Source organism: Bradyrhizobium sp. Arg237L (genome assembly GCF_029990105.1).
Lineage (GTDB): Bacteria > Pseudomonadota > Alphaproteobacteria > Rhizobiales > Xanthobacteraceae > Bradyrhizobium.
The window spans coordinates 1-20,006 of sequence record NZ_JAQMIL010000111.1 but is presented as its reverse complement, the minus strand read 5'-3'; the positions used below and the strand labels follow the sequence as shown (position 1 = coordinate 20,006).

Here is a 20,006-nt window from a genome sequence, read left to right as displayed (position 1 = left end):
GGCTCGAAGCCTTCCAGCGCATCAAATTTGGTACCAGTCTGGCGCTCCGCGATGTGTGAATCGGACAGCCGGAATGACGGGGGGAGTATCCCGCGCGTCTAAAAGCATCCGGAACCGGGTTCCATCCCGAATCGGGAACCCCGCCCGATTGCTAAAATCCTAAGGATTGCGTGGCAAACTACGCACATTGCTCATCAAAACGCGTTCCGCGTTAACCGCTTTTACCTTTTGTTTACCAGGAAGTCCGAAGGTTAACGCCGGCGGCGCATGTAGCGCTTGGCTGCCGGGCGTGAGCTGTCGCGGGAACTTTCACTTCGACACGCGTAACGAGGGACAGGGGGCCTTTCTTACTGGCTTCGACACCCAGGCCGGCATCACCGAGACGTTGTGTGCGCCAGGACCCGCAAACGTGTTGCGGGCACAAGGTTTGACGAGCTCGTGCAATGGATGGTGCAGGCCGCCTCACTCGATCACTGCGATCGCTGAGGCCCGAAGCTGACCTGAAAGCAGCCGCTATTGGAGCGGCGGTGCTGCTGCGCGAGTATTTTGCCCACCGTCGTGCCCGTCGTCGTACCCGCCGCGCCCCGCCGGTGATCGATCGCGATCCGCCGAGCCGCTTCATCCTTCTGGTCGAGCGCTATCTGCCGCGCCGCGTTGGTCTTGCCGCCACCGTCTTCATCCTGCTCGGCAGCGCCGGCCTCGGCATCGTCAAGGGCGGCCATGTCGACGAATTCGTCACGGGGCTTTCGGATGCGCGCAATGCGCTCGCCAACTCGGCGGGCTTCCGAATCACCACGGTGGCCATCAACGGCCGCAAGCAGTTGAGCCAGGACGAGGTGCTGGCGATCGGCGGCGTCAACGGTCGCTCCTCGCTGCTGTTCCTGGATGCCGCGACCGTGCGCGATCGGCTGAAGGCCAATCCCTGGATCGCCGACGCGACGATCCTGAAGCTGTATCCGGGCCAGCTCCAGATCGACATCGTCGAGCGCAAGGCTTTCGCGCTGTGGCAGCAGGATGGGCGCCTGTCCGTGGTCGCGGATGATGGCGCGGTCCTCGAGCCCTACGTGTCGCGCCGCTTCCTCACGTTGCCGCTCGTGGTCGGCAAGGGTGCCGAGACCAGGGCCAAGGACTTTTTGGCGCTGCTCGACCGCTATCCGCAGGTGCGCTCGGTGACCAAGGCGGCGATCTTCGTCGGCGAACGGCGCTGGAATCTGCGGCTCAAGGATGGGCTCGACATCCGCCTGCCCGAGAACGACGTCGGCAATGCGCTCGCCGCGCTCTCTAGGCTCGACAAGGACGACCGGCTGTTCTCGCGCGACATCGTCGCCGTCGACATGCGCCTGCCTGACCGGCTGACGGTGCAACTGTCCGAGGAAGCGGCAAAGGCGCGCGAAGAGCTGTTCAAGGACAAGAAGTCGAAGAAGAAGGGCGGTGACGCATGACCGTCCTCGATCGCAATCTGACGCCGAAGACACGCCCGATGGCCCACAAGCGCACTGCGCTGGTGGCTTCGCTCGATATCGGCACCAGCAAGATCGCCTGCATGATCGCGCGGCTGAAGCCGTCGCCGCCGAGCGAGGCTCTGCGCGGCCGTACCCATGCGGTGGAATTGATCGGCTACAGCCAGATCCAGTCGCGCGGCGTCAAGGCCGGCGCGGTGGTCGATCTCGCCGAATGCGAAAAGGCGGTGCGTCACGCGGTGGCGCTTGCCGAGCGCATGGCCAAGGTCCGAGTCGAATCCGTGCTGCTGCCGGTGGCCGGCGGGCGGCCCGCGGGCCAGCTCGTCGAGGCTGCCGCCGACATTCGCGGCGGCTCGGTGACGGAAGCCGATATCAGCCGCGTCACCACGGCCGGCATGATCCACGCGACCGCCCACGGACGGACCGTGCTGCACGCGCTGCCAGTCGGCTACGCACTCGACGGCGTCAAGGGCATCCGCGACCCGCGCGGCATGGTGGCGAGTCAGTTCGGCGTCGACATGAACGTCGTCACGGCCGACGCCACCGTCGCCAAGAACCTGATGCTCGTGGTCGAGCGTTGCCACCTCAACGTCGAGGCGATGGCGGCGAGCTCCTATGTCGCCGGCCTCTCGGTGCTCACCGATGATGAAGCCGATCTCGGCGCCGCCGTGGTCGAGATGGGCGCCGGCTCGACCACGATCGCGACCTATTCGGGGGGACGCTTCGTGCACGCGTCGGGATTTGCGCTCGGCGGGCAACACATCACGATGGATCTTGCGCGCGGCATCGGCGCATGCATTGCGGATGCCGAGCGAATCAAGACTTTATACGGCACCGTGCTGACCGGCGGCTCGGATGCGCGCGAGCTGATGTCGGTCCCGACCGCCGGCGACGAACGCGACACGCCGCAGATCGTCTCCCGCGCCACGATTGCGAACATCGTCCGGCATCGCGCCGAGGAGATTTTTGAGATGGTCCGGGACCGGCTCAAGGCTTCCCCGTTTGCGGCAGAGCCGAGGGCGCGGGTCGTGCTGAGCGGCGGCGCCTCGCAGCTCACCGGCATGATCGAACTCGCCACCCGCATTCTCAATCGGCCGGTGCGGATCGGCCGTCCGCTCGGCTTCGGCCGTCTGCCCAACGAGGCCAAGGGTCCGTCGTTCGCGGTGCCCACCGGGCTTCTGGTCTATCCGCAATACGCTCACCTTGAACATGTCGAACCGCGGCACACGCGGCAGCTCAAGACAGGGACTGACGGTTATTTCGGAAAGGTCGGACGATGGCTTCGCGAGGGCTTCTGATGACCACTCATAAGGCCCACAGGATTTTCACCAGCTCCCGCGGCCGCAGGCCGGGGCGAACCTACGCGCGCGCGTAATCGAGAGGCAACCATGGCACTCAATCTGACCCCTCCTGACATCAGCGAGCTGAAACCGCGGATCACCGTCTTCGGCGTCGGTGGCGCGGGCGGCAATGCCGTCAACAACATGATCACCGCCGGGCTGCAGGGCGTCGATTTCGTCGTCGCCAATACGGACGCGCAGGCGCTGACCATGTCGAAGGCGCAACGCATCATCCAGATGGGCACGCAGGTGACCCAGGGCCTCGGCGCCGGCTCGCAGCCGGATGTCGGCGCAGCCGCCGCGCAGGAGGTCATCGACGAACTCCGTGATCACCTCACCGGCGCCAACATGGTGTTCGTCACCGCCGGCATGGGCGGCGGCACCGGCACCGGCGCCGCTCCCGTGATCGCCAAGACCGCTCGCGAGATGGGCATCCTCACCGTCGGTGTGGTGACCAAGCCGTTCCACTTTGAAGGCCAGCGCCGCATGCGCACCGCCGAGAACGGCATCTCCGAGCTGCACAAGGTGGTCGACACCCTGCTGATCATCCCGAACCAGAACCTGTTCCGGGTCGCCAACGAGAAGACCACCTTCGCCGACGCTTTTGCGATGGCCGACCAGGTGCTCTACTCGGGCGTTGCCTGCATCACCGACCTGATGGTCAAGGAAGGCCTGATCAACCTCGACTTCGCCGACGTCCGCGCCGTGATGCGCGAGATGGGTAAGGCGATGATGGGCACGGGCGAGGCGACCGGTGAGAAGCGCGCGCTCACCGCCGCCGAGGCCGCGATTGCCAATCCGCTGATCGACGACTCCTCGATGAAGGGTGCCAGGGGCCTCCTGATCTCGATCACCGGCGGCAAGGATCTCACCCTGTTCGAAGTCGACGAGGCCGCCACCCGCATCCGTGAGGAGGTCGACCCCGACGCCAACATCATCGTCGGCGCCACCTTCGACGAGACGCTCGACGGCATCATCCGCGTATCCGTGGTTGCGACCGGCATCGAGCAGGCCGCGATCGCGCGCAACGCCGCCGCCGCGGCTCCCGCTGCGCCTGCGCCGGCCGGCAACGGTTCGCCCGAGAGCCGGCTCGCCGACCTGACCGCCCGGCTGCGCGCCGACAACCAGCGCCTGGCCGAACGTGCCCATAAGCTGGAAGCCGGCGGCGCCCCGATGGCCGCGCCGGCGCCTGCCGCGCCGCCGCCGCTGCGCCAGCAGGGCAGCGTCGAGCGTGCCGCGCTCGCCGCCATCGCCGCCGCCGTGTCGCCGGAACAGCAGGCCGCGCCGATGCAACCGGCGTCCTATGGCGACGTCACCGTCCGCCCGATCGCGCAGAAGCCGACCCTGTTCCCCGATCCGGAAGCGACCAGGGTCGAAGCCCACGAGCCGGCGACGCCGGAAAACTTCATTCCGCCGACCGCCGAGCGGCCGCCGGTGCGCACGCCGCGGATGCCGAAGTTCGAGGACCTGCCGATGCCGGCCCAGGCCGAGATTCGCCAAGCCCGTGGCGAGGCCGAGGAGGAGCATCCGCAGAAGACCCGCCTGTCGCTCTTGCAGCGGCTCGCCAATGTCGGCCTCGGCCGCCGCGAGGAGGAGAGCGAGCCCCCGGTCGCGGCCCGCGCCTCCGGTCCGGCCATGCCGCCGCTACCTGAGCGCAAGCCGCAGCGTAACGTGGCGCAGCAGATCGCGGCGCACGACCCGGTATCTGAGTATGCGAAGCGTCCCGCGCCGCAAGGTTTGGATCCCCACGGCCGGCCGGCACCTGTTGCGCCGACGCCACAGGGAGATGACCATCTTGATATCCCGGCCTTCCTGCGCCGGCAGGCAAACTGAGCTTTGTTACAATCCTGATCATCCAAAGAGCCCCGGCGGAACCCGCCGGGGCTCTTTTCTTTAACCGTCTCCGTGGTCATAGCCCGGCAAATAAGTAACTGAAATTAAATGATTAATCAGGTATTCCATGGCTCGGTCATGGTGCCGAAAGGGTAGCCGGCCGCTCCGTAATTTGGTTAAGCCTTGGCGCGATTGCGGCGGAGATGGGGTAACAATCGGTAAAGAAGCGTGAGTTGTACGCTCTCGGGCGGTGACTATGGTCTGTCCAACTTTGGGGATGCCTAAGCGAGTCGGTTGGGGAAGTAAGGCCGCCTCGTCTTAGGTTACGTCGGGTAGTGTGGGCGCATATCGGATGAAATTAAGCCGTCAAACAACGCTTCGGTCGCAGGCCACCGTGACGGGCGTCGGCGTTCACTCCGGTTTACCGGTCAGCCTTACCATTGGACCTGCTCCCGTTGACGCGGGCTATACTTTTATCCGGACGGGTCTCGACGGGGCCGACCGCGAAGTTCACGCCGCCGCTGATGCCGTGATCGCGACCGAGTTCGCGACCGTCCTGGGCGACCGCGAGGGGCCGCTGGTATCGACCGCCGAACACGTGCTGGCTGCGCTGCGCGGCATGGGCGTCGACAATGCCACCATCGAAATCGACGGTCCGGAAGTGCCGATCATGGACGGCAGTGCTTCGGCCTTCGTCGCCGCGGTCGATCAGGCCGGTATTGTCACCCAATCCGCCGCCCGCCGCGTTCTCCAGGTGCTGAAGCCGGTGCAGGTCGCGATCGGCGACTGCTTCGGTGAGTTCCGTCCCTTTGCCGGCGGCTTCCGTGCCGAAGTCGAGATCGACTTTGCCAATCCCTTGATCGGCCGCCAGAGCTACTGTTTCGATCTTTCCGCTGAGAGCTTCCGCCGCGAGATTTCGCGTGCCCGCACCTTCGGCTGCATGAATGACGTGGCGCGGCTGTGGAGCGCAGGTTTCGCGCTCGGCGCCTCCTTCGAGAACTCGGTGGTGTTCGACGAGACCCGCCTGCTCAACGCCGAAGGCCTGCGCTTCCGCGACGAATGCGTCCGCCACAAGGTGCTGGACGTGGTCGGCGATCTCGCGCTGGCCGGCCTGCCGATCCTGGGCGCCTATCGCTCGGTTCGCGGCGGCCACAAGCTGAACCATGCCGCGCTGACCGCGCTGCTTTCCGATCGCAGCGCGTGGCGGGTGGTCGAATCGGAAACCGCGCGCCGTTCCCGCACCGTTGCCGAGGCCGGGAGTGCCACTGTCGGCGGCCTGATCGCCCCGGCCTATGGCCCGGACGTGTCCTAAACACCGCTTTCCGTTAGCGTTTTCTAGAGCGTTTTCGAGCGAAGTGGGCACCGGTTCGCGTGAAGAAAACGGGTCAAAACAAGAATCTAGAGCTTCGGTTCTGATTCCATCAGAACCGAAAATGCTCTAGCAATTTCCGTAGTAACCACAGCCGATAGTGACCGTCTTGGGGCCGCCTTAATCCGGGCGAAATGGCTCCGTATTCGGTTGGTCGAGGGTCGTTTTTCGGCTAGACAGGCCTGCGGTTGCACGGGGCAGCACAGGCGCGGGGAAAATTTCCGTCCATGGCCTCGTTCGTGGACAGATCGCCATCAATCGCTTCCAAGGCGCCGGGTTCTCACATTCATGCCGTTATCGCGTAGCACGCACGAATCATGCACCTCATCAGCCGGCCGCGCCGGATGGGCATCATTGTTGCGGCTGGCCGCGGGCCTGATCGTGCTGGCGCTGCCGTTGGGTGGTTGCGGCACCGGTCCGCTGTGGGACAAGTTCCTGGCCAAGGACGACACCTTCAACGAGGAGCCCGCGGACAAGCTCTACAATGAGGGCTTGTACCTGATGAACCAGCGCAAGGATCCTCGTGCGGCCTCGAAGAAGTTCGAGGAGGTGGACCGTCAGCATCCCTATTCCGATTGGGCGCGCAAATCGCTCCTGATGTCGGCCTATTCCTCCTACCAGCAGGGCGACTACGATACCTGCATCGGGTCGGCGACACGTTACGTCACCCTGCATCCCGGCAGTCCGGACGCGGCCTACGCGCAATACCTGATCGCGGCCTCGCATTACGACCAGATCCCGGACATCACCCGCGACCAGACCCGCACCGAGAAGGCGATCGCGGCGCTGGAAGAGGTGATTCGCAAATATCCGACCTCGGAATATGCGACCTCCGCCAAGGCCAAGCTCGAGGGCGCGCGCGACCAGCTCGCTGGCCGCGAGATGAATGTCGGTCGCTATTACATGGAGCGGCGGGACTTCACCGCCGCGATCAATCGCTTCAAGACCGTGGTCACGCAGTATCAGACCACGCGGCATGTCGAGGAGGCCTTGGCGCGGCTCACCGAGGCCTATATGGCGATCGGCATCCCGAGCGAGGCGCAGACCGCCGCCGCCGTGCTCGGGCACAATTTTCCTGACAGCCGCTGGTACAAGGACGCCTATAATCTAGTAAAGTCCGGCGGTCTCGAGCCGAGCGAGAATCAGGGTTCCTGGATCAGCAGGACCTTCAAGAAGATATTATAGGCCTGGAATAGTCCTCACATGCTGGCGCGTCTGTCGATCCGTGACATCGTCCTGATCGAACGGCTCGATATCGAATTCTCCCGTGGTTTGGCGGTGCTGACCGGCGAAACCGGCGCGGGCAAATCGATCCTGCTCGATGCATTTGCGCTGGCCCTTGGCGGCCGCGGCGATGCCGGGCTGGTGCGGCACGGCGCCGAGCAGGGGCAGGTGACGGCGACCTTCGACGTGCCGAAGAATCACCCGGCGGCAAAGCTGCTGGCCGATAACGGGCTCGACGACAACGGCGAGATGATCCTGCGCCGCGTGCAGCTCGCCGATGGCCGCACCCGCGCCTTCATCAACGACCAGGCGATCTCTGTGCAGACCCTGAAGGCGGTGGGCGCCGCGCTGGTCGAGATCCACGGCCAGCATGACGAGCGCGCCCTGGTCGATGCCTCGACCCACCGGCGGCTGCTTGACGCCTTTGCGGGGCTCGAGAAGGACGTGGCGGCACTGGAATCGCTGTGGGAGGCACGGCGCAGCGCCAACGCCGCGCTGGAGGAGCATCGCGCCGGCATGCAGCGCGCCGCGCGCGAGGCCGACTATCTGCGCCACGCCTCGCAGGAACTGAAGACGCTGGCGCCAAAGGACGGCGAGGAGACCGAGCTCGCGGGCCGCCGCACCACCATGATGCAGGGCGAGAAGATCGCCACTGACCTGCGCGAGGCGCAGGAGGCGATCTCGGGCCCTCATTCGCCGGTGGCCGCGCTGTCGGCCGCTGTGCGCCGCCTTGAGCGCCGCGCTGGCAGCTCGCCGTCACTGGTCGAGCCCGCGGTGAAGGCGATCGATGCCGCCATCAACGCGCTCGAAGAGGCCGATCAGCACCTCAACGCTGCGCTTGCGGCGGCCGACTTCGATCCGGCCGAGCTCGAGCGCATCGAGGAGCGCCTGTTCGCGCTGCGCGCCGCCTCGCGCAAATATGCGACGCCGGTCGATGGATTGGCCGCACTCGCCAGCAAATATGCCGCCGACGTCGCGCTGATCGATGCCGGCGCCGACCGGTTGAAGAAGCTTGAGGCCGCGGCTGAAGAGACCGACAAGCGCTATGCTGCCGCGGCAGCCAAACTGTCGATGGCGCGGACCAAATCCGCCGAAAAGCTCAACAAGGCCGTTAACGCCGAACTGGCGCCGCTGAAGCTCGAGCGCGCGAAGTTCATGACGCAGGTCGAGACCGATGCGGCCTCGCCCGGGCCGGAAGGCATCGACCGCGTCGAGTTCTGGGTCCAGACCAATCCGGGGACAAAGCCGGGGCCGCTGATGAAGGTCGCTTCCGGCGGCGAGCTGTCGCGTTTCCTGTTGGCGCTGAAGGTCGTGCTGTCCGACCGTGGCTCGGCGCCGACGCTGGTGTTCGACGAGATCGATACCGGCGTTGGTGGTGCGGTGGCGGACGCGATCGGCGCGCGGCTGTCGCGGCTGGCCGACAAGGTGCAGGTGATGGCGGTGACGCACGCGCCGCAGGTCGCAGCCCGCGCCAGCCAGCATTTGCTCATTTCCAAGGACGCGCTCGACAAGGGCAAGCGCGTCGCCACCCGCGTCAACGCGCTCGCCGCCGACCACCGCCGCGAGGAAATCGCCCGCATGCTCGCCGGCGCCGAGATCACCGCCGAAGCGCGCGCGGCCGCGGAGCGCCTGTTGCGCGCGGCCACCGCCTGATCTCGCGCCATGGCCAAGGCAGCAAAAGCGCGCGCACTTCCCGACGTCGACAAGCTCACCAAGGCGCAGGCCAAGGTCGAGCATACGCGGCTCGCGCTCGAACTGGAGGCGCACGACCGGCGCTATTACCAGGAAGACGCGCCCACCGTCACCGACGCCGAGTATGACGCGCTGCGCCAGCGCTACAACGCGATCGAGAAACGCTTTCCCGACTTCGTCACCCCTGATTCGCCATCGCAGAAGGTCGGCGCCGCACCGTCGGGACGCTTCAAGAAAGTGCGGCATTCGCTGCCGATGCTGTCGCTCGACAACGCCTTTGCCGAGAGCGACGTGCGCGACTTCGTCGATCGTATCGTGCGCTTCCTGCGGCTCGGTGACGACAAGATCGATTTCTCCGCCGAACCGAAGATCGACGGATTGTCGATGTCGCTGCGCTATGAGGGCGGCGAGCTCGTCACAGCCGCGACCCGCGGCGATGGCGCCGAGGGCGAAGACGTCACCGCCAACATCCGGACGCTCGAGGATGTCCCCGAGAGGCTGAAGGGCCGCAACGTGCCCGAGATCTGCGAGGTGCGCGGCGAAGTCTACATGACCAAGAAGGCCTTCCTTGCGCTCAACGAACGCCAGAAGGCCGCCGGCGATACCGTCTTCGCCAATCCGCGTAATTCGGCCGCGGGCTCGTTGCGTCAGAAGGACCCTGGCATCACCGCTTCGCGGCCGCTTGGCTTCTTCGCCTATGCCTGGGGCCAGATGAGCGCGATGCCCGAGGGCACGCAGAGCGGCATGATCCACTGGTTCGAGCGCTGCGGCTTCAAGACCAATCCGCTGACCAAGCTCTGCCACTCGGTCGACGAGCTGCTCACGTTCCATCGCAAGATCGAGGAGCAGCGCGCCCAGCTCGACTACGACATCGATGGCGTCGTCTATAAGGTCGACCGCATCGACTGGGAGGAGCGGCTCGGTTTTATCTCGCGCACGCCGCGCTGGGCGATCGCGCATAAATTCCCGGCCGAACGGGCGATGACCGTGCTGCGCGATATCGAGATCCAGGTCGGGCGCACCGGCTCGTTCACGCCGGTCGGCAAGCTCGAGCCGGTCGGCGTCGGCGGCGTCATCGTGCAGAACGTCACGCTGCACAACGAGGACTACATCAAGGGCATCGGCGGTGACGGCGAGCAACTCCGCGAAGGGCGCGACATCCGGATCGGCGATACCGTCGTGGTGCAGCGCGCCGGCGACGTGATTCCGCAAGTGGTCGACGTCGTCATCGACAAGCGGCCGAAGAACGCCAAAGAGTTTCACTTCCCGAAGAAGTGCCCGTGTCCGCTGCACACCGATGTCGTGCGCGAGGAGACCGCGACCGGCGAGGAGGGGGCGCGCGCCCGCTGCACCGGCGAGTTCGCCTGTCCGTTCCAGAAGATCGAGCACCTGAAGCTGTTCGTGTCGCGCCGTGCCTTCGACATCGATGGGCTCGGCGAGAAGCAGCTCGAATTCTTCTTCGATAAGGAATGGGTGCGGGAGCCCGCCGATATCTTCACGCTGCCCAAGCGCAACCAGAAGCTCAAGCTCGAAGAGATCGAGGGTTACGGCGAAACCTCGGTGCGCAACCTGTTCGCAGCGATCGAGAGCCGGCGCCGGATCGCGCTGGAGCGCTTCATCTACGCGCTCGGCATGCGCCATGTCGGCGAGACCACGGCGCTGGCGCTGGCGCGCGGCTACGGCTCATGGGAGGCGTTCCACGATGCCTGCCTGCGGGTTGCGAAGGGTGACGAGGAAGCGATCGCGGAGATGGATGCGCTCGACCAGATCGGCGACACCGTGATCAAGAGCGTCGCCGCCTATTTCGGCGAGAGCCACAACCGCGGCATCGTCGAACGCCTGGTCAAGGAGCTCGGCGAGATCGTCGATACCGAAAAGCCGAAGAGCAATTCGGCAGTCGCCGGCAAGACTGTCGTGTTCACCGGCTCGCTGGAGAAGATGACGCGCGACGAGGCCAAGGCGACCGCCGAGCGATTGGGCGCGAAGGCGGCAAGCTCAGTGTCGAAGAAGACGGACTACGTGGTCGCAGGTCCCGGCGCGGGATCGAAGCTCGCGGAAGCCAAGAAGCACGGCGTGGCCGTGCTGACCGAGGACGAATGGCTGAAGCTGATCGGGGAGTAGGCCATTCTCCGTCATGGCCGGGCTTGTCCCGGTCATCCACGTCTTTCGTTCTCTCTACACCTGTATTGCGTGGATGCCCGGGACAAGCCCGGGCATGACGAGTTTGTTGCCGCGCTGGAGGTCAACAGCTACATCATCCCCACTTCGTCCTCCTCCGCCCGCTCGATCAGCTCCTCGCTCACCACCACGTTCCGCCGTGGCACGAGAAAAATCATGCTCGATGCACATGCTATCGAGATGATGAGGATCGCGCTCGTCAGCGGCAGCGTGGTGGTGGAATGGCCGCCGAGATAGGCGCCGAACTGCGATACCAGCGAGCCGACGCCCTGCTGCAGAAATCCCATCGCGCCGGAGGCGGTGCCGGCGGCTTCGGGCCGGACGCTGATCGCGCCGGCCGCCGAGTTCGCCATCACGAAGGCGTTGCCGGCCATCACGATCATCTGGGTGCCGAACAGCCAGAGCGGGGCCTGGTTGACCCCGGTGAAGCTAAAGATGAGGTTCAGGAGGCTGCCGCCGAGTTGCAGCGCAAGCCCGAACCAGATCAGTTGTTCCAGCGAGTGACGCGGCGCGAAGCGCACGCAGAGCAAATTGCCGACGAGATAAGCAAAGCCCGTGGTCGCGAACCACGCGCCATATTCGGCGCTGGTGCGTCCCATCTGGGTCACCACGATGTAGGGGCCGCCGCCGGCGAAGGTAAAGATGATCTGCGAGGCCAGCACCTGGCACAGCACATAGCCGATGAAGGCGCGGGTCTTGATCAGGCTGCCGACATCGCGGCGGAAGTTGCTGTCGTCGCTGCGGACGCGGCGCGTCTCCGGCAATGCCAGTGCGATGCCGACGGCAACGCTCAGCGCGCCCGCGGTGATGGCATAGAAGATCGCACGCCAGCCGAACGCGGTCTCCAAGAGGCCGCCGGTCAAGGGGCTCAGCATCTGCGCGATCATCATCACCGCGATCACCAGGCTGATCATGGCGCCGACGCGGTCGCGGCTATAGAGATCGCGGATGATGGCGCGGCTCACCACCATGCCGCTGGCGCCGCCGAGCGCCTGGAAGAAGCGTGCCGCGATCAGTTGCGGGAGGGTTTCCGCGAAAATGCTTCCGATACCAGCCACCACCATCAGGCCGAGGCCGGCCAGCAGCACCGGCCGCCGCCCGAACTTGTCCGACAGCGGGCCCATGATGAGCTGCGAGCAGGCGATGCCGACCATGAACAGCGACACCGTCATCTGCGCGATCGAGATGTCGCGGCCGAACGTCGTCGCCAGTACCGGCAGCGCCGGCACCAGCATATAGAGCGAGATCGGCGCCACGCCCGTCATCGCGACGAGCAACAGCAGCATGAGCTTCGATGTCGCGATGTCCTTCGTTGCCGCGTCGGGCGGCTTGCCCATCACGCCATGCATTCAGCTACGCATCCTTTCGTGGGGCGAATGTAACGAGATGCGCAGATGCGAATACGGATGTTTCGGCATGCGGCTATGCCGATTCCGGGAGGCGGTGATGAAGCGGTGCCTTTGCTGCAAGCACCTGCCTCCACTGTCATCATCCGTGAAGGCGAATGATGTAGTATTTCGGAGATTGAAATTATACCCGCGACGCCGCGGCGTACTGGATTCCCTGCCGGAGCCTGTCATCGGGCTCGCCGAAGGCGGGGAATGACGGGGAAGATAGCGGGCGCTTACGTCAGCGGCGCTGTTGCCCGGTCGAGCCACTGTTGCGTGGCGTCATCGCCGAGCTGCGGGCGTACCTCGGCCTTGACGCGGGCATGGTAGTCGTTGAGCCATTTCAGCTCGGCCTCGCCCAGCAACGTCACGTCGATCAGCCGGCGGTCGATCGGCGCCAGCGTCAGCGTTTCGAATGCGTTCATCGGCTTTTCGGCGCCTGATATGTCGATGCCGATCACGAGCTCGAGGTTCTCGATCCGGATGCCGTAGGCATCGGTCTTGTAGTAGCCGGGCTCGTTGGAGAGGATCATGCCGCGCTTCAGCGGCGTGGTGCCGAGCTTTGAGATTCTCGCCGGCCCCTCATGCACGGAAAGATAGCTGCCGACGCCATGGCCGGTGCCGTGCTCGAAATCGATGCCGGCCTGCCAGAGATATTGCCGCGCCAGCGTGTCGAGCTGCGCGCCGGTGGTGCCGTCGGGGAACACCGCGCGCGCAATCGCGATATGGCCGCGCAGCACCCGGGTGAAGCGGTCGCGCATCTCCGCTGTCGGCTTACCAATCGCGATGGTGCGGGTGACGTCAGTGGTGCCGTCCTCGTATTGCGCGCCGGAATCGATCAAGAGCAGATCGCCGGATGCGATCCGGCGGTTGCTCTTGCGGGTGACGCGGTAGTGCACGATGGCGCCGTTCGGCCCGGTGCCGGCGATGGTCGGGAATGAAACATCCTTCAGCGCGCCGGTCTCGCGGCGGAAGGTCTCCAGCGCCTCGACGGTGTCGATCTCGGTGAGCCCGCCCGAGGGCGCCTCGCGGTCGATCCAGGCCAGGAAGCGCGCCAGCGCCACCGCGTCGCGCTGATGCGCAGTTCGCGTGCCCTGGATCTCCGCGGCGTTCTTCACGGCCTTCAACAGGCTCACCGGATCGCTGCCGCGCACCGGCTTGCCGCCCGCGGTGGTGATCAGGCGGTTCAGCGCCTCGGCCGCGGTAGCATTGTCGAGCGCGATCGCGGCGCCGCGCTGCGCGAGCTCGGTCAGCTTCATGGTGAGCCGGTCCGGCTCGTCGACATCGGCGGATTGCTCGAGATGGTCGCGCGTGAGGTTCGAAAGCTTGCGGTGATCGATGAACACCGTCGGCCGGCCCTCTCTCGGCACCAGCGCGTAGGAGAGCGGCAGCGGCGTATGCGAGACGTCGGCGCCGCGGATATTGAACGTCCAGGCCACTGCGTGGCTGTCCGACAGCACCAGCGCGTCGACGCCGAGCTTGTTGATCTCGTCCCTGATCCGCTCCAGCTTTATGGCCTCGGCCTCGCCGGCGAATCGCAGGCCGTGGATGGTGACCGGCCCGAGTGGCGGGCGCGGGCGCTCGGTCCAGATCGCATCGACGGGGTTGCTGTCGACCGCAACCAGATCGGCGCCGGCCTTGGCGCACGCCGCCGCGAGACGCTCGGCTGCCGCAGAAGTGTGCAGCCACGGGTCAAATCCTAGGCGGTCGCCGGCGGAAAGATGTTTTGTCAGCCAGTGTTCCGGCGGCGGATCGACCAGCGGCTGGATTTGCCAGGCCTTCTGGTCGACCTGCTTGCCCGCCTGCAGCGTGTAGCGTCCATCCACGAAGAGGGCGGCTTCCTGCATCAGCACGATCGCAAGTCCCGCCGATCCGGTAAAACCGGTCAGCCACGCCAGCCGCTCCTCGGATGGCGCAACATATTCATTCTGCTGCTGGTCGGCGCGGGGAATGACGAAGCCGGTCAGCTTCCGCCGCGCCAATTCCTCGCGGAACGCGGCCAGCCGCGCCGTCAGCGCCACGCCGCCTTCGGGTTCTTCGAACGTCTGGAAATGGGCCTCGGACATCGTTGGTCACTTTATGATTGCGTGGACAGGTCCGCAATGTAAGCGGATATCGCCACAATTTGGCATAAGTTATGCTTCAATACCGTTTCGCAGGTTTAGAAAAGACGGAACGGTTTTCAAGGCAAGCCGTTCGACAACGATGTCGGGAGGCTTCCAGGAGTGTCTCAACTCAACGGCGAGGGGATACACGATGCCTGCTTTCAGCTTTGAGAAGATTTCGCCGCCGGTCCGCCGCGGCCCGATTGCTCCCATCGAACAGAAGCAGCGCGGTGTCATCGTCCAGATCCTGGATCGCTTTGTCGAACGGCGCGTCAGGCGCCGGCTGAAGGCGGAGAAGAGCGAGACCGCCCTCGGCAAGAACAAGGCAGCCGAATAGGCGTTTGTTGCGACCGACCGCGAGGTTCATTTCACATCCGTTCGTCCAGATCGGAAGCCGTCACCACGGTTGCGCCGATCACCCGCTTTCCTTCCAGTTCCCGAACGATCCTCTGGTGCGGTCCGACGACACCCAGATCGAACTCGCGATCGGGCGCTACGAGCATCATCTTCGCTCCGATGATAACCAGCACCGTGACGTCATGCTCCTCGCCGGAAACAGCGAGCCTTGTGATCTCGCTTCGGATCGGCTCCCGTCGCCAAGGGTCAGGAAAGCCAGGATCGCACCGGATTTCGATCCCGTCCTGCGAGGTCGTCAGCACAAGCTTCGACTTGTTCGGTTTCCAGTGCGGTCCGAATCGTTGATCGATCAGCCACAGGCAATTGAAGGATCGGCACTCGGCCGGTCGGTTCTCATAGCTCTGGCATCCGCGCCCAGGCTTGCATTCGGGGCACCACGCTCCTGCCGGCTTCGCGAGCATCTCGATCGCCATGACCTTGCAGCAAAGCGTGCAATCGCCGCATTCCCTTGCCAGAGGGCTCACTTAACCGAGCGCAGCAGCAGGCTGCTCCATCCCTCGATTCTCAGGTGCCGTAACGGCACCAGCCCGCGCGCGCGGTAGGCGGCGATCACGCTTGGCGCCTGATGCGTCAAAAGCCCCGACAGGATCACGCGCGCGGAAGGCGCGAGATGCCGCGCCATCGGGCCCGCCAATTGCCGCAGCGGATTGGCGAGGATGTTTGCGAGCACGAGGTCGAACGGACCGTGCTCGGAAAATTGCGGCGCCGAGAAGCCGGTGGCGCGGATCATCGTCACGAGGTGGCCGGTCTCGTTCAGCTCGGCATTCTCGCGCGCAACGTTGACCGATGGCGGATCGATGTCGCTTGCCAGCACGGCGCCGTGCAGCGCCTTCGCCGCGGCGATCGCCAGCACACCGGTGCCGGTGCCGAGGTCGAGCACGCGGCGCGGATGGTGCGTCTTCAGCACGTGATCGAGCAGCAGCAGGCAGCCGCGCGTGGTGCCGTGGTGGCCGGTGCCGAAGGCCAGCGCCGCCTCGATCTCGATGCCGAGTTTGTTCGGCGGCACGCGGGTGCGGTCGTGCTGGCCGTGCACGACGAAGCGCCCGGCGGGGACGGGGACGAGGTCCTCGAGGCTGGCCTTGACCCAGTCCTTGGCCTCGACGGTGTCGAAGGCGATGGTCTTGGCAAGGTCATCGCCGGCCGCATTGGCGACGAGCTCGCGCATCAGCGCCTGATCGGGCGCATCGGCAAAATGCGCGGTGACCTCCCAGCGCCCGGCCGGCCGCTCGAACGCGGCAATCGCTGTCTCGCCCTCGAAGAATATCTCGGTCAGCGCGTCGACCAGCCGCCTGGCGGTCTGCTCGTCGGGAAGCGCGAGGCTCGCGCGATGGGTGGGTTTCGGAAGCATTTAGGGTGACCGTTTCGACTTCATCTGGAACATCAGCATTAACCACGATCGCATTATCAGCAGGGAGCCGAAACTTCGAGGAACTCTCTGCTCGGCTCAGCCGCGGGCGGCTGAAAAGGCGAACCTCCATTGGCGCAGCCGCGGCTTGAGCGGAAGGGCCCGAGATGGCTGCGCGGGCGGGCCTGTGCGCCCAAAACTCCGTATTTGTCCCGTAATTGAAAGTTCACCCAAACAATGCATGATCGTAACCCGTTGTTTTAATTAAATTTATAGTAGTTTTGTCCGGGAGTGATCATGAGTGGTTGCAAAAGGACGTGGGCCGAAATTCTTCGCAAGACCTTGAAGCTGATGGCGCAACGCATTGCTGAACTTCACGATCTTCGACGACAGGTGCGAGAGGCGGAAGCGAGGGCGCTTGCCAGGCGACGGCAAACATCGTCCGGACGGCCTCGAAGCATCAGGACAGGACTTCATCGTAGCCGCTTGAATGCGCGAGTCCGATGTCTTGAGAACCGGAAGCGGAACTTCTCCCTGTAAGTGATGCGCCAAATGGTACCGGGACGCTTGTTTGCGTCCGGCGTGATTGGTAAGTGCGCTCTGTATTTATTCCTGGGCGCGACTCGATGAAACGTAACGGCTTCCGATCCATGTCCACAGACCAACTGTGGGCGCTCCATGAACAAGTAGCGGCTGAGCTGACGCAACGAATAGTCAGCGAGAAAGCCACGCTTGAGGACCGGCTACGCAAGCTTCGGTCGTCTGACGAAGCTGCGAAACCCGATCGCAGCCGCCGTCCTTATCCAAAAGTCCTCCCCAAATATCGGAACCCGAAAAACCCTGGAGAGACGTGGTCGGGTCGCGGCAAACGTCCTCTATGGCTGACAAAGCGACTTGGTGCCGGCTCCAAGCTGGACGATTTCCTCATCGATCGCCCCGGCCGCAAGCGGCGCTAAACCAGATCGGTCATCGCAGTTCGCGACGCTTTTGCTTTCTGGAGCGTCGCACGGCCGTCATGGAGAAGTTGCCAACCGAGAATACCGGGGTTTTCAACAGGGTTCTCCACCTAGACTTAGAGCATGATCCGATCAGGTTGAAATGCTGCCGCGATGGATGCTGCGCTCCATCTCTCGCAAGCAAGCGGGAGGAGGTGAAGCAAGCGACGTCGTGATAGGCTGCCAAAAAAAGGAGGGTCCCATGTCCCTGTTAAGACGGCCGCTCTATCAGCGCTCTGAAGGTGTCGACGAGGACCGCTGGCGCCTGGCATTCGATACCGAAACCCGCCGGCTGTTCGTCGAGCACGAAAAGAAGCGGGGTGACTTCCGCGGTGCCGGGTATGCCATTGAGACCGACGAGGTCGAGCTCGCGGAATTCCTGGAGCAGCCGAGCCAAGGGGGCCATGCGCGGGAGCAGCTCGTGAAACTGCTCGAAACGCTGTTTACCGACGATCGCGACGTGTCGCAGCCCGTGGCAGCCTGACCGGGTGGTGGATGCACATCGGCTTCCACCTGATATCCACAGGCCGTCCACAGGCTTTTCAACGCCTTGCGAACAAGGAGCGATGATCGCCCAGGATCACCTGCGCGGCGTTGTGACCGGGTGCGCCGGTGACGCCGCCGCCGGGATGGGCGCCGGAGCCGCAGTGATAGAGCCCCCTCACGGGGCCGCGGTAGTCGGCATGGCCGAGCATCGGACGGGCGGAGAAGAGCTGGTTCAGCGTCAGCGCGCCGTGGAAGATATCGCCGCCCAATAGGCCGAATTGCCGCTCCAGGTCGAGCGGGGAGAGCACCTGCCGGCCGATCACGCTTGCGGCAAAGCCGGGGGCGTATCTGTCGACAGTCGCGATCATGAGGTCGGCGACCTCATCGCGATGGTCGTCCCAGGATTTGCCGTCGGGCAGTTCCGGCGCGACGTGCTGGCAGAACAGGCTCGCGACATGCTGCCCAGCCGGCGCCAGCGAGTCGTCCAGCGTCGAGGGGATCAGCATTTCGACGATCGGCTCGCGGCTCCAGCCAAAGCTGCGCGCATCAAGCCACGCGCGGTCCATATAGGAGAGGCTCGGCGCGATGATGATGCCGGCGGTGAGGTGGTCGCCTGCGCCCGGCAACGCGGTGAAGGAGGGCAGGGCGCTCAACGCGACATTCATGCGAAAGGTGCCGGAGCCGTTGCGCCAGCGCGACATGCGCTGCAAGAATTCCGGCGCCAGCGCGCCCGCCGGCATCAGCCGCGTGTAGAGCAGTTTCGGATTGACGTTGGCGGCGACATATCTGGCGCGGACGGTGGTGCCGTTGTCGAGCACGACACCGGCGGCGCGGCCGTTCTCGACCATCACCTCGCGCACGCCGCTATCCAGTTCGATCTCGGCGCCATGCGCGCGTGCCGCGGCTGCCATCGCCTGCGTGATCGCGCCCATGCCGCCGACCGCGTGGCCCCAGACGCCCTTTTTGCCGTTCACCTCGCCGAAGGCGTGGTGCAGCATCACGTAAGCCGAGCCCGCGGCATAGGGGCTCGCATAATTGCCGACGATGGCGTCGAAGCCGAACAGCGCTTTCACCAGCTCGTTCTCGAACCGCTCGTCCAGCATCTCGCCGGCCGAGCGGGTGAAGAGGTCGAGCAGGTCGCGCTGCTGCTCCAGCGAAAGCTTGCGCAAGAGGTTGGCGGAGCCGAGCGCGTTGAAGGCCTCGCGGAGTGCGTCCGCGCCAAATCCCTCGACGATGTTCGGCGGCGCGCGCAGCACGAACTGGCGCAGCACGTCGGCGATCGCCTCCAATTGGCGCGAGAAGATGCCGATCTGCTCGGCATCATGCGCGCTGAGCCTGGCGACGGATTGCGTGGTGCGGCCTTCGCCGGTGAGGAGATGGCTGCCGTCGGGGGAGGGCAGAAAATTCTGCGCGCGGCGTTCGACGATTCGCAGGCCGTGCCCGGCGAGCCTGAGATCGGCAATGACCTTGGGGTTGAGCAGGCTCACCGTATAGGCCGCGACCGAGTTGCGGAACCCGGGATGGAATTCCTCCGTCACCGCAGCACCGCCAACCACCTTGCGGCGCTCGACCACTTTCACGCGCAACCCCGCCATCGCGAGATAGGCCGCGCAGGTGAGGCCATTGTGCCCCGCACCGATGATGACGACGTCCGTTTCGTTCATGTCCGCTTCATTTTCTCAGGAGCTTGCCAGTAACCCATCGTTGCGCACAAGCCACTAGTAATTTCGCCACTCACCCCGGTCGTCATTCCAGGGATCGCCTCCCGGCGTGAGCCCGCCAACCTCTCCGTCATTCCGGGGCGCGCCTTTTGGCGCGAGCCCGGAATCCATTTATCCACGGGCGCAAGCGGCGAAATGGATTCCGGGCTCGTCCTTCGGACGCCCCGGAATGACACCCCCCGTCATTGCGAGCGGAGCGAAGCAATCTATGCCTCCGCTTGCGGCGCTATGGATTGCTTCGCGGAGCCTGTCATCGCGCGCGCGTTCGCGCGACCCGTTGGCTCGCAATGACGATCTGGATGCTTTGGGTGCGACATAACAACCCGTCGGGCAAATCAGCAAAAGTCTGTCCATCCTTGCAGCGAAAAATAAACCGCTTTCGCCGTCGGGCAAATCAGTGATTTAACTCCGCGCGTCTCAGCGCGAATGAGGGGCGGGTCGCGATCGTCACGA

At 64.9% G+C, this 20,006-nt stretch carries 15 protein-coding genes; 10 read left to right on the top strand and 5 right to left on the bottom strand.

The features are described from left to right. Nucleotides 1-443: 443 nt before the first annotated feature. The 7 genes from OZ411_RS40305 to ligA all read left to right on the top strand — a co-directional run bounded on the left by OZ411_RS40305 (nucleotide 444) and on the right by ligA (nucleotide 11,039). On the top strand, nucleotides 444-1,442 hold the full coding sequence (locus tag OZ411_RS40305; RefSeq protein ID WP_282532384.1) for a cell division protein FtsQ/DivIB: 999 nt from the start codon (nucleotides 444-446) through the stop codon (nucleotides 1,440-1,442). Continuing rightward, the gene (ftsA, locus tag OZ411_RS40300) at nucleotides 1,439-2,758 is read left to right on the top strand and encodes a cell division protein FtsA (protein ID WP_130577523.1); all 1,320 of its coding nucleotides are present in this window, start codon (nucleotides 1,439-1,441) and stop codon (nucleotides 2,756-2,758) included. Before OZ411_RS40305 ends, ftsA begins: the two co-directional genes overlap by 4 nt. Before the next feature lie 90 nt (nucleotides 2,759-2,848). Further along, complete coding sequence (gene ftsZ, locus OZ411_RS40295) at nucleotides 2,849-4,633, top strand: cell division protein FtsZ (protein ID WP_282532383.1); 1,785 nt, start codon at nucleotides 2,849-2,851, stop codon at nucleotides 4,631-4,633. A 352-nt stretch (nucleotides 4,634-4,985) separates the two neighbouring features. After that, entirely contained in the window at nucleotides 4,986-5,945 is a 960-nt protein-coding gene (lpxC, locus tag OZ411_RS40290) for a UDP-3-O-acyl-N-acetylglucosamine deacetylase (RefSeq protein WP_130581627.1), read from the top strand. Nucleotides 5,946-6,356: 411 nt separating this feature from the next. Beyond that, on the top strand, nucleotides 6,357-7,187 hold the full coding sequence (locus OZ411_RS40285; RefSeq protein ID WP_245476603.1) for an outer membrane protein assembly factor BamD: 831 nt from the start codon (nucleotides 6,357-6,359) through the stop codon (nucleotides 7,185-7,187). Between the two features lie 18 nt (nucleotides 7,188-7,205). After that, entirely contained in the window at nucleotides 7,206-8,879 is a 1,674-nt protein-coding gene (gene recN / locus OZ411_RS40280) for a DNA repair protein RecN (RefSeq protein ID WP_282532382.1), read from the top strand. A 9-nt stretch (nucleotides 8,880-8,888) separates the two neighbouring features. Continuing rightward, nucleotides 8,889-11,039, top strand: a complete 2,151-nt coding sequence (ligA, locus tag OZ411_RS40275; RefSeq protein ID WP_282532381.1) for an NAD-dependent DNA ligase LigA — start codon at nucleotides 8,889-8,891, stop codon at nucleotides 11,037-11,039. A gap of 128 nt (nucleotides 11,040-11,167) precedes the next feature. Here the strand turns inward: ligA and OZ411_RS40270 are convergent, their stop codons facing one another. Continuing rightward, nucleotides 11,168-12,445 carry a multidrug effflux MFS transporter gene (locus OZ411_RS40270; RefSeq protein WP_282532380.1) on the bottom strand — a complete coding sequence of 426 codons (1,278 nt, stop codon included), beginning with the start codon at nucleotides 12,443-12,445 and terminating at the stop codon, nucleotides 11,168-11,170. 275 nt (nucleotides 12,446-12,720) lie between these two features. Beyond that, nucleotides 12,721-14,550: an aminopeptidase P family protein gene (locus OZ411_RS40265; RefSeq protein ID WP_282532379.1), complete on the bottom strand. Its 1,830-nt coding sequence runs from the start codon at nucleotides 14,548-14,550 to the stop codon at nucleotides 12,721-12,723. Nucleotides 14,551-14,740: 190 nt separating this feature from the next. On the opposite strand from OZ411_RS40265, the gene OZ411_RS40260 reads away from it, so the two are divergent. Beyond that, nucleotides 14,741-14,926 carry a hypothetical protein gene (locus OZ411_RS40260; RefSeq protein ID WP_130581634.1) on the top strand — a complete coding sequence of 62 codons (186 nt, stop codon included), beginning with the start codon at nucleotides 14,741-14,743 and terminating at the stop codon, nucleotides 14,924-14,926. A 31-nt stretch (nucleotides 14,927-14,957) separates the two neighbouring features. On the opposite strand, the gene OZ411_RS40255 is transcribed toward OZ411_RS40260, so the two are convergent. Together OZ411_RS40255 and OZ411_RS40250 are read right to left on the bottom strand one after the other, a co-directional pair. After that, nucleotides 14,958-15,419 carry a hypothetical protein gene (locus OZ411_RS40255; RefSeq protein ID WP_282532378.1) on the bottom strand — a complete coding sequence of 154 codons (462 nt, stop codon included), beginning with the start codon at nucleotides 15,417-15,419 and terminating at the stop codon, nucleotides 14,958-14,960. Nucleotides 15,420-15,466: 47 nt separating this feature from the next. Next, nucleotides 15,467-16,354: a 50S ribosomal protein L11 methyltransferase gene (locus tag OZ411_RS40250; RefSeq protein WP_282532377.1), complete on the bottom strand. Its 888-nt coding sequence runs from the start codon at nucleotides 16,352-16,354 to the stop codon at nucleotides 15,467-15,469. Between the two features lie 623 nt (nucleotides 16,355-16,977). Here OZ411_RS40250 and OZ411_RS40245 point away from each other — a divergent pair. Next, a complete protein-coding gene (locus OZ411_RS40245; RefSeq protein WP_245476605.1) occupies nucleotides 16,978-17,307 on the top strand; it encodes an H-NS histone family protein in 330 nt (109 codons plus the stop codon). 241 nt (nucleotides 17,308-17,548) lie between these two features. Next, entirely contained in the window at nucleotides 17,549-17,830 is a 282-nt protein-coding gene (locus tag OZ411_RS40240) for a hypothetical protein (protein ID WP_282532376.1), read from the top strand. A 58-nt stretch (nucleotides 17,831-17,888) separates the two neighbouring features. Here OZ411_RS40240 and OZ411_RS40235 read toward each other — a convergent pair whose 3' ends face one another. Beyond that, nucleotides 17,889-19,496: an NAD(P)/FAD-dependent oxidoreductase gene (locus OZ411_RS40235; RefSeq protein WP_282532375.1), complete on the bottom strand. Its 1,608-nt coding sequence runs from the start codon at nucleotides 19,494-19,496 to the stop codon at nucleotides 17,889-17,891. Nucleotides 19,497-20,006 lie beyond the last annotated feature (510 nt).

Bases quoted from the DNA above. Each gene is read 5' to 3' on its own strand.
- OZ411_RS40245 (WP_245476605.1), top strand. From the start codon at position 16,978: ATGAAACGTAACGGCTTCCGATCCATGTCCACAGACCAACTGTGGGCG.
- OZ411_RS40235 (WP_282532375.1), bottom strand. From the start codon at position 19,496: ATGAACGAAACGGACGTCGTCATCATCGGTGCGGGGCACAATGGCCTC.
- ftsZ (WP_282532383.1), top strand. From the start codon at position 2,849: ATGGCACTCAATCTGACCCCTCCTGACATCAGCGAGCTGAAACCGCGG.
- OZ411_RS40265 (WP_282532379.1), bottom strand. From the start codon at position 14,550: ATGTCCGAGGCCCATTTCCAGACGTTCGAAGAACCCGAAGGCGGCGTG.
- OZ411_RS40305 (WP_282532384.1), top strand. From the start codon at position 444: ATGGATGGTGCAGGCCGCCTCACTCGATCACTGCGATCGCTGAGGCCC.
- ligA (WP_282532381.1), top strand. From the start codon at position 8,889: ATGGCCAAGGCAGCAAAAGCGCGCGCACTTCCCGACGTCGACAAGCTC.
- OZ411_RS40255 (WP_282532378.1), bottom strand. From the start codon at position 15,419: ATGGCGATCGAGATGCTCGCGAAGCCGGCAGGAGCGTGGTGCCCCGAA.
- lpxC (WP_130581627.1), top strand. From the start codon at position 4,986: ATGAAATTAAGCCGTCAAACAACGCTTCGGTCGCAGGCCACCGTGACG.
- OZ411_RS40250 (WP_282532377.1), bottom strand. From the start codon at position 16,354: ATGCTTCCGAAACCCACCCATCGCGCGAGCCTCGCGCTTCCCGACGAG.
- OZ411_RS40270 (WP_282532380.1), bottom strand. From the start codon at position 12,445: ATGCATGGCGTGATGGGCAAGCCGCCCGACGCGGCAACGAAGGACATC.
- recN (WP_282532382.1), top strand. From the start codon at position 7,206: ATGCTGGCGCGTCTGTCGATCCGTGACATCGTCCTGATCGAACGGCTC.
- ftsA (WP_130577523.1), top strand. From the start codon at position 1,439: ATGACCGTCCTCGATCGCAATCTGACGCCGAAGACACGCCCGATGGCC.
- OZ411_RS40240 (WP_282532376.1), top strand. From the start codon at position 17,549: ATGTCCCTGTTAAGACGGCCGCTCTATCAGCGCTCTGAAGGTGTCGAC.
- OZ411_RS40260 (WP_130581634.1), top strand. From the start codon at position 14,741: ATGCCTGCTTTCAGCTTTGAGAAGATTTCGCCGCCGGTCCGCCGCGGC.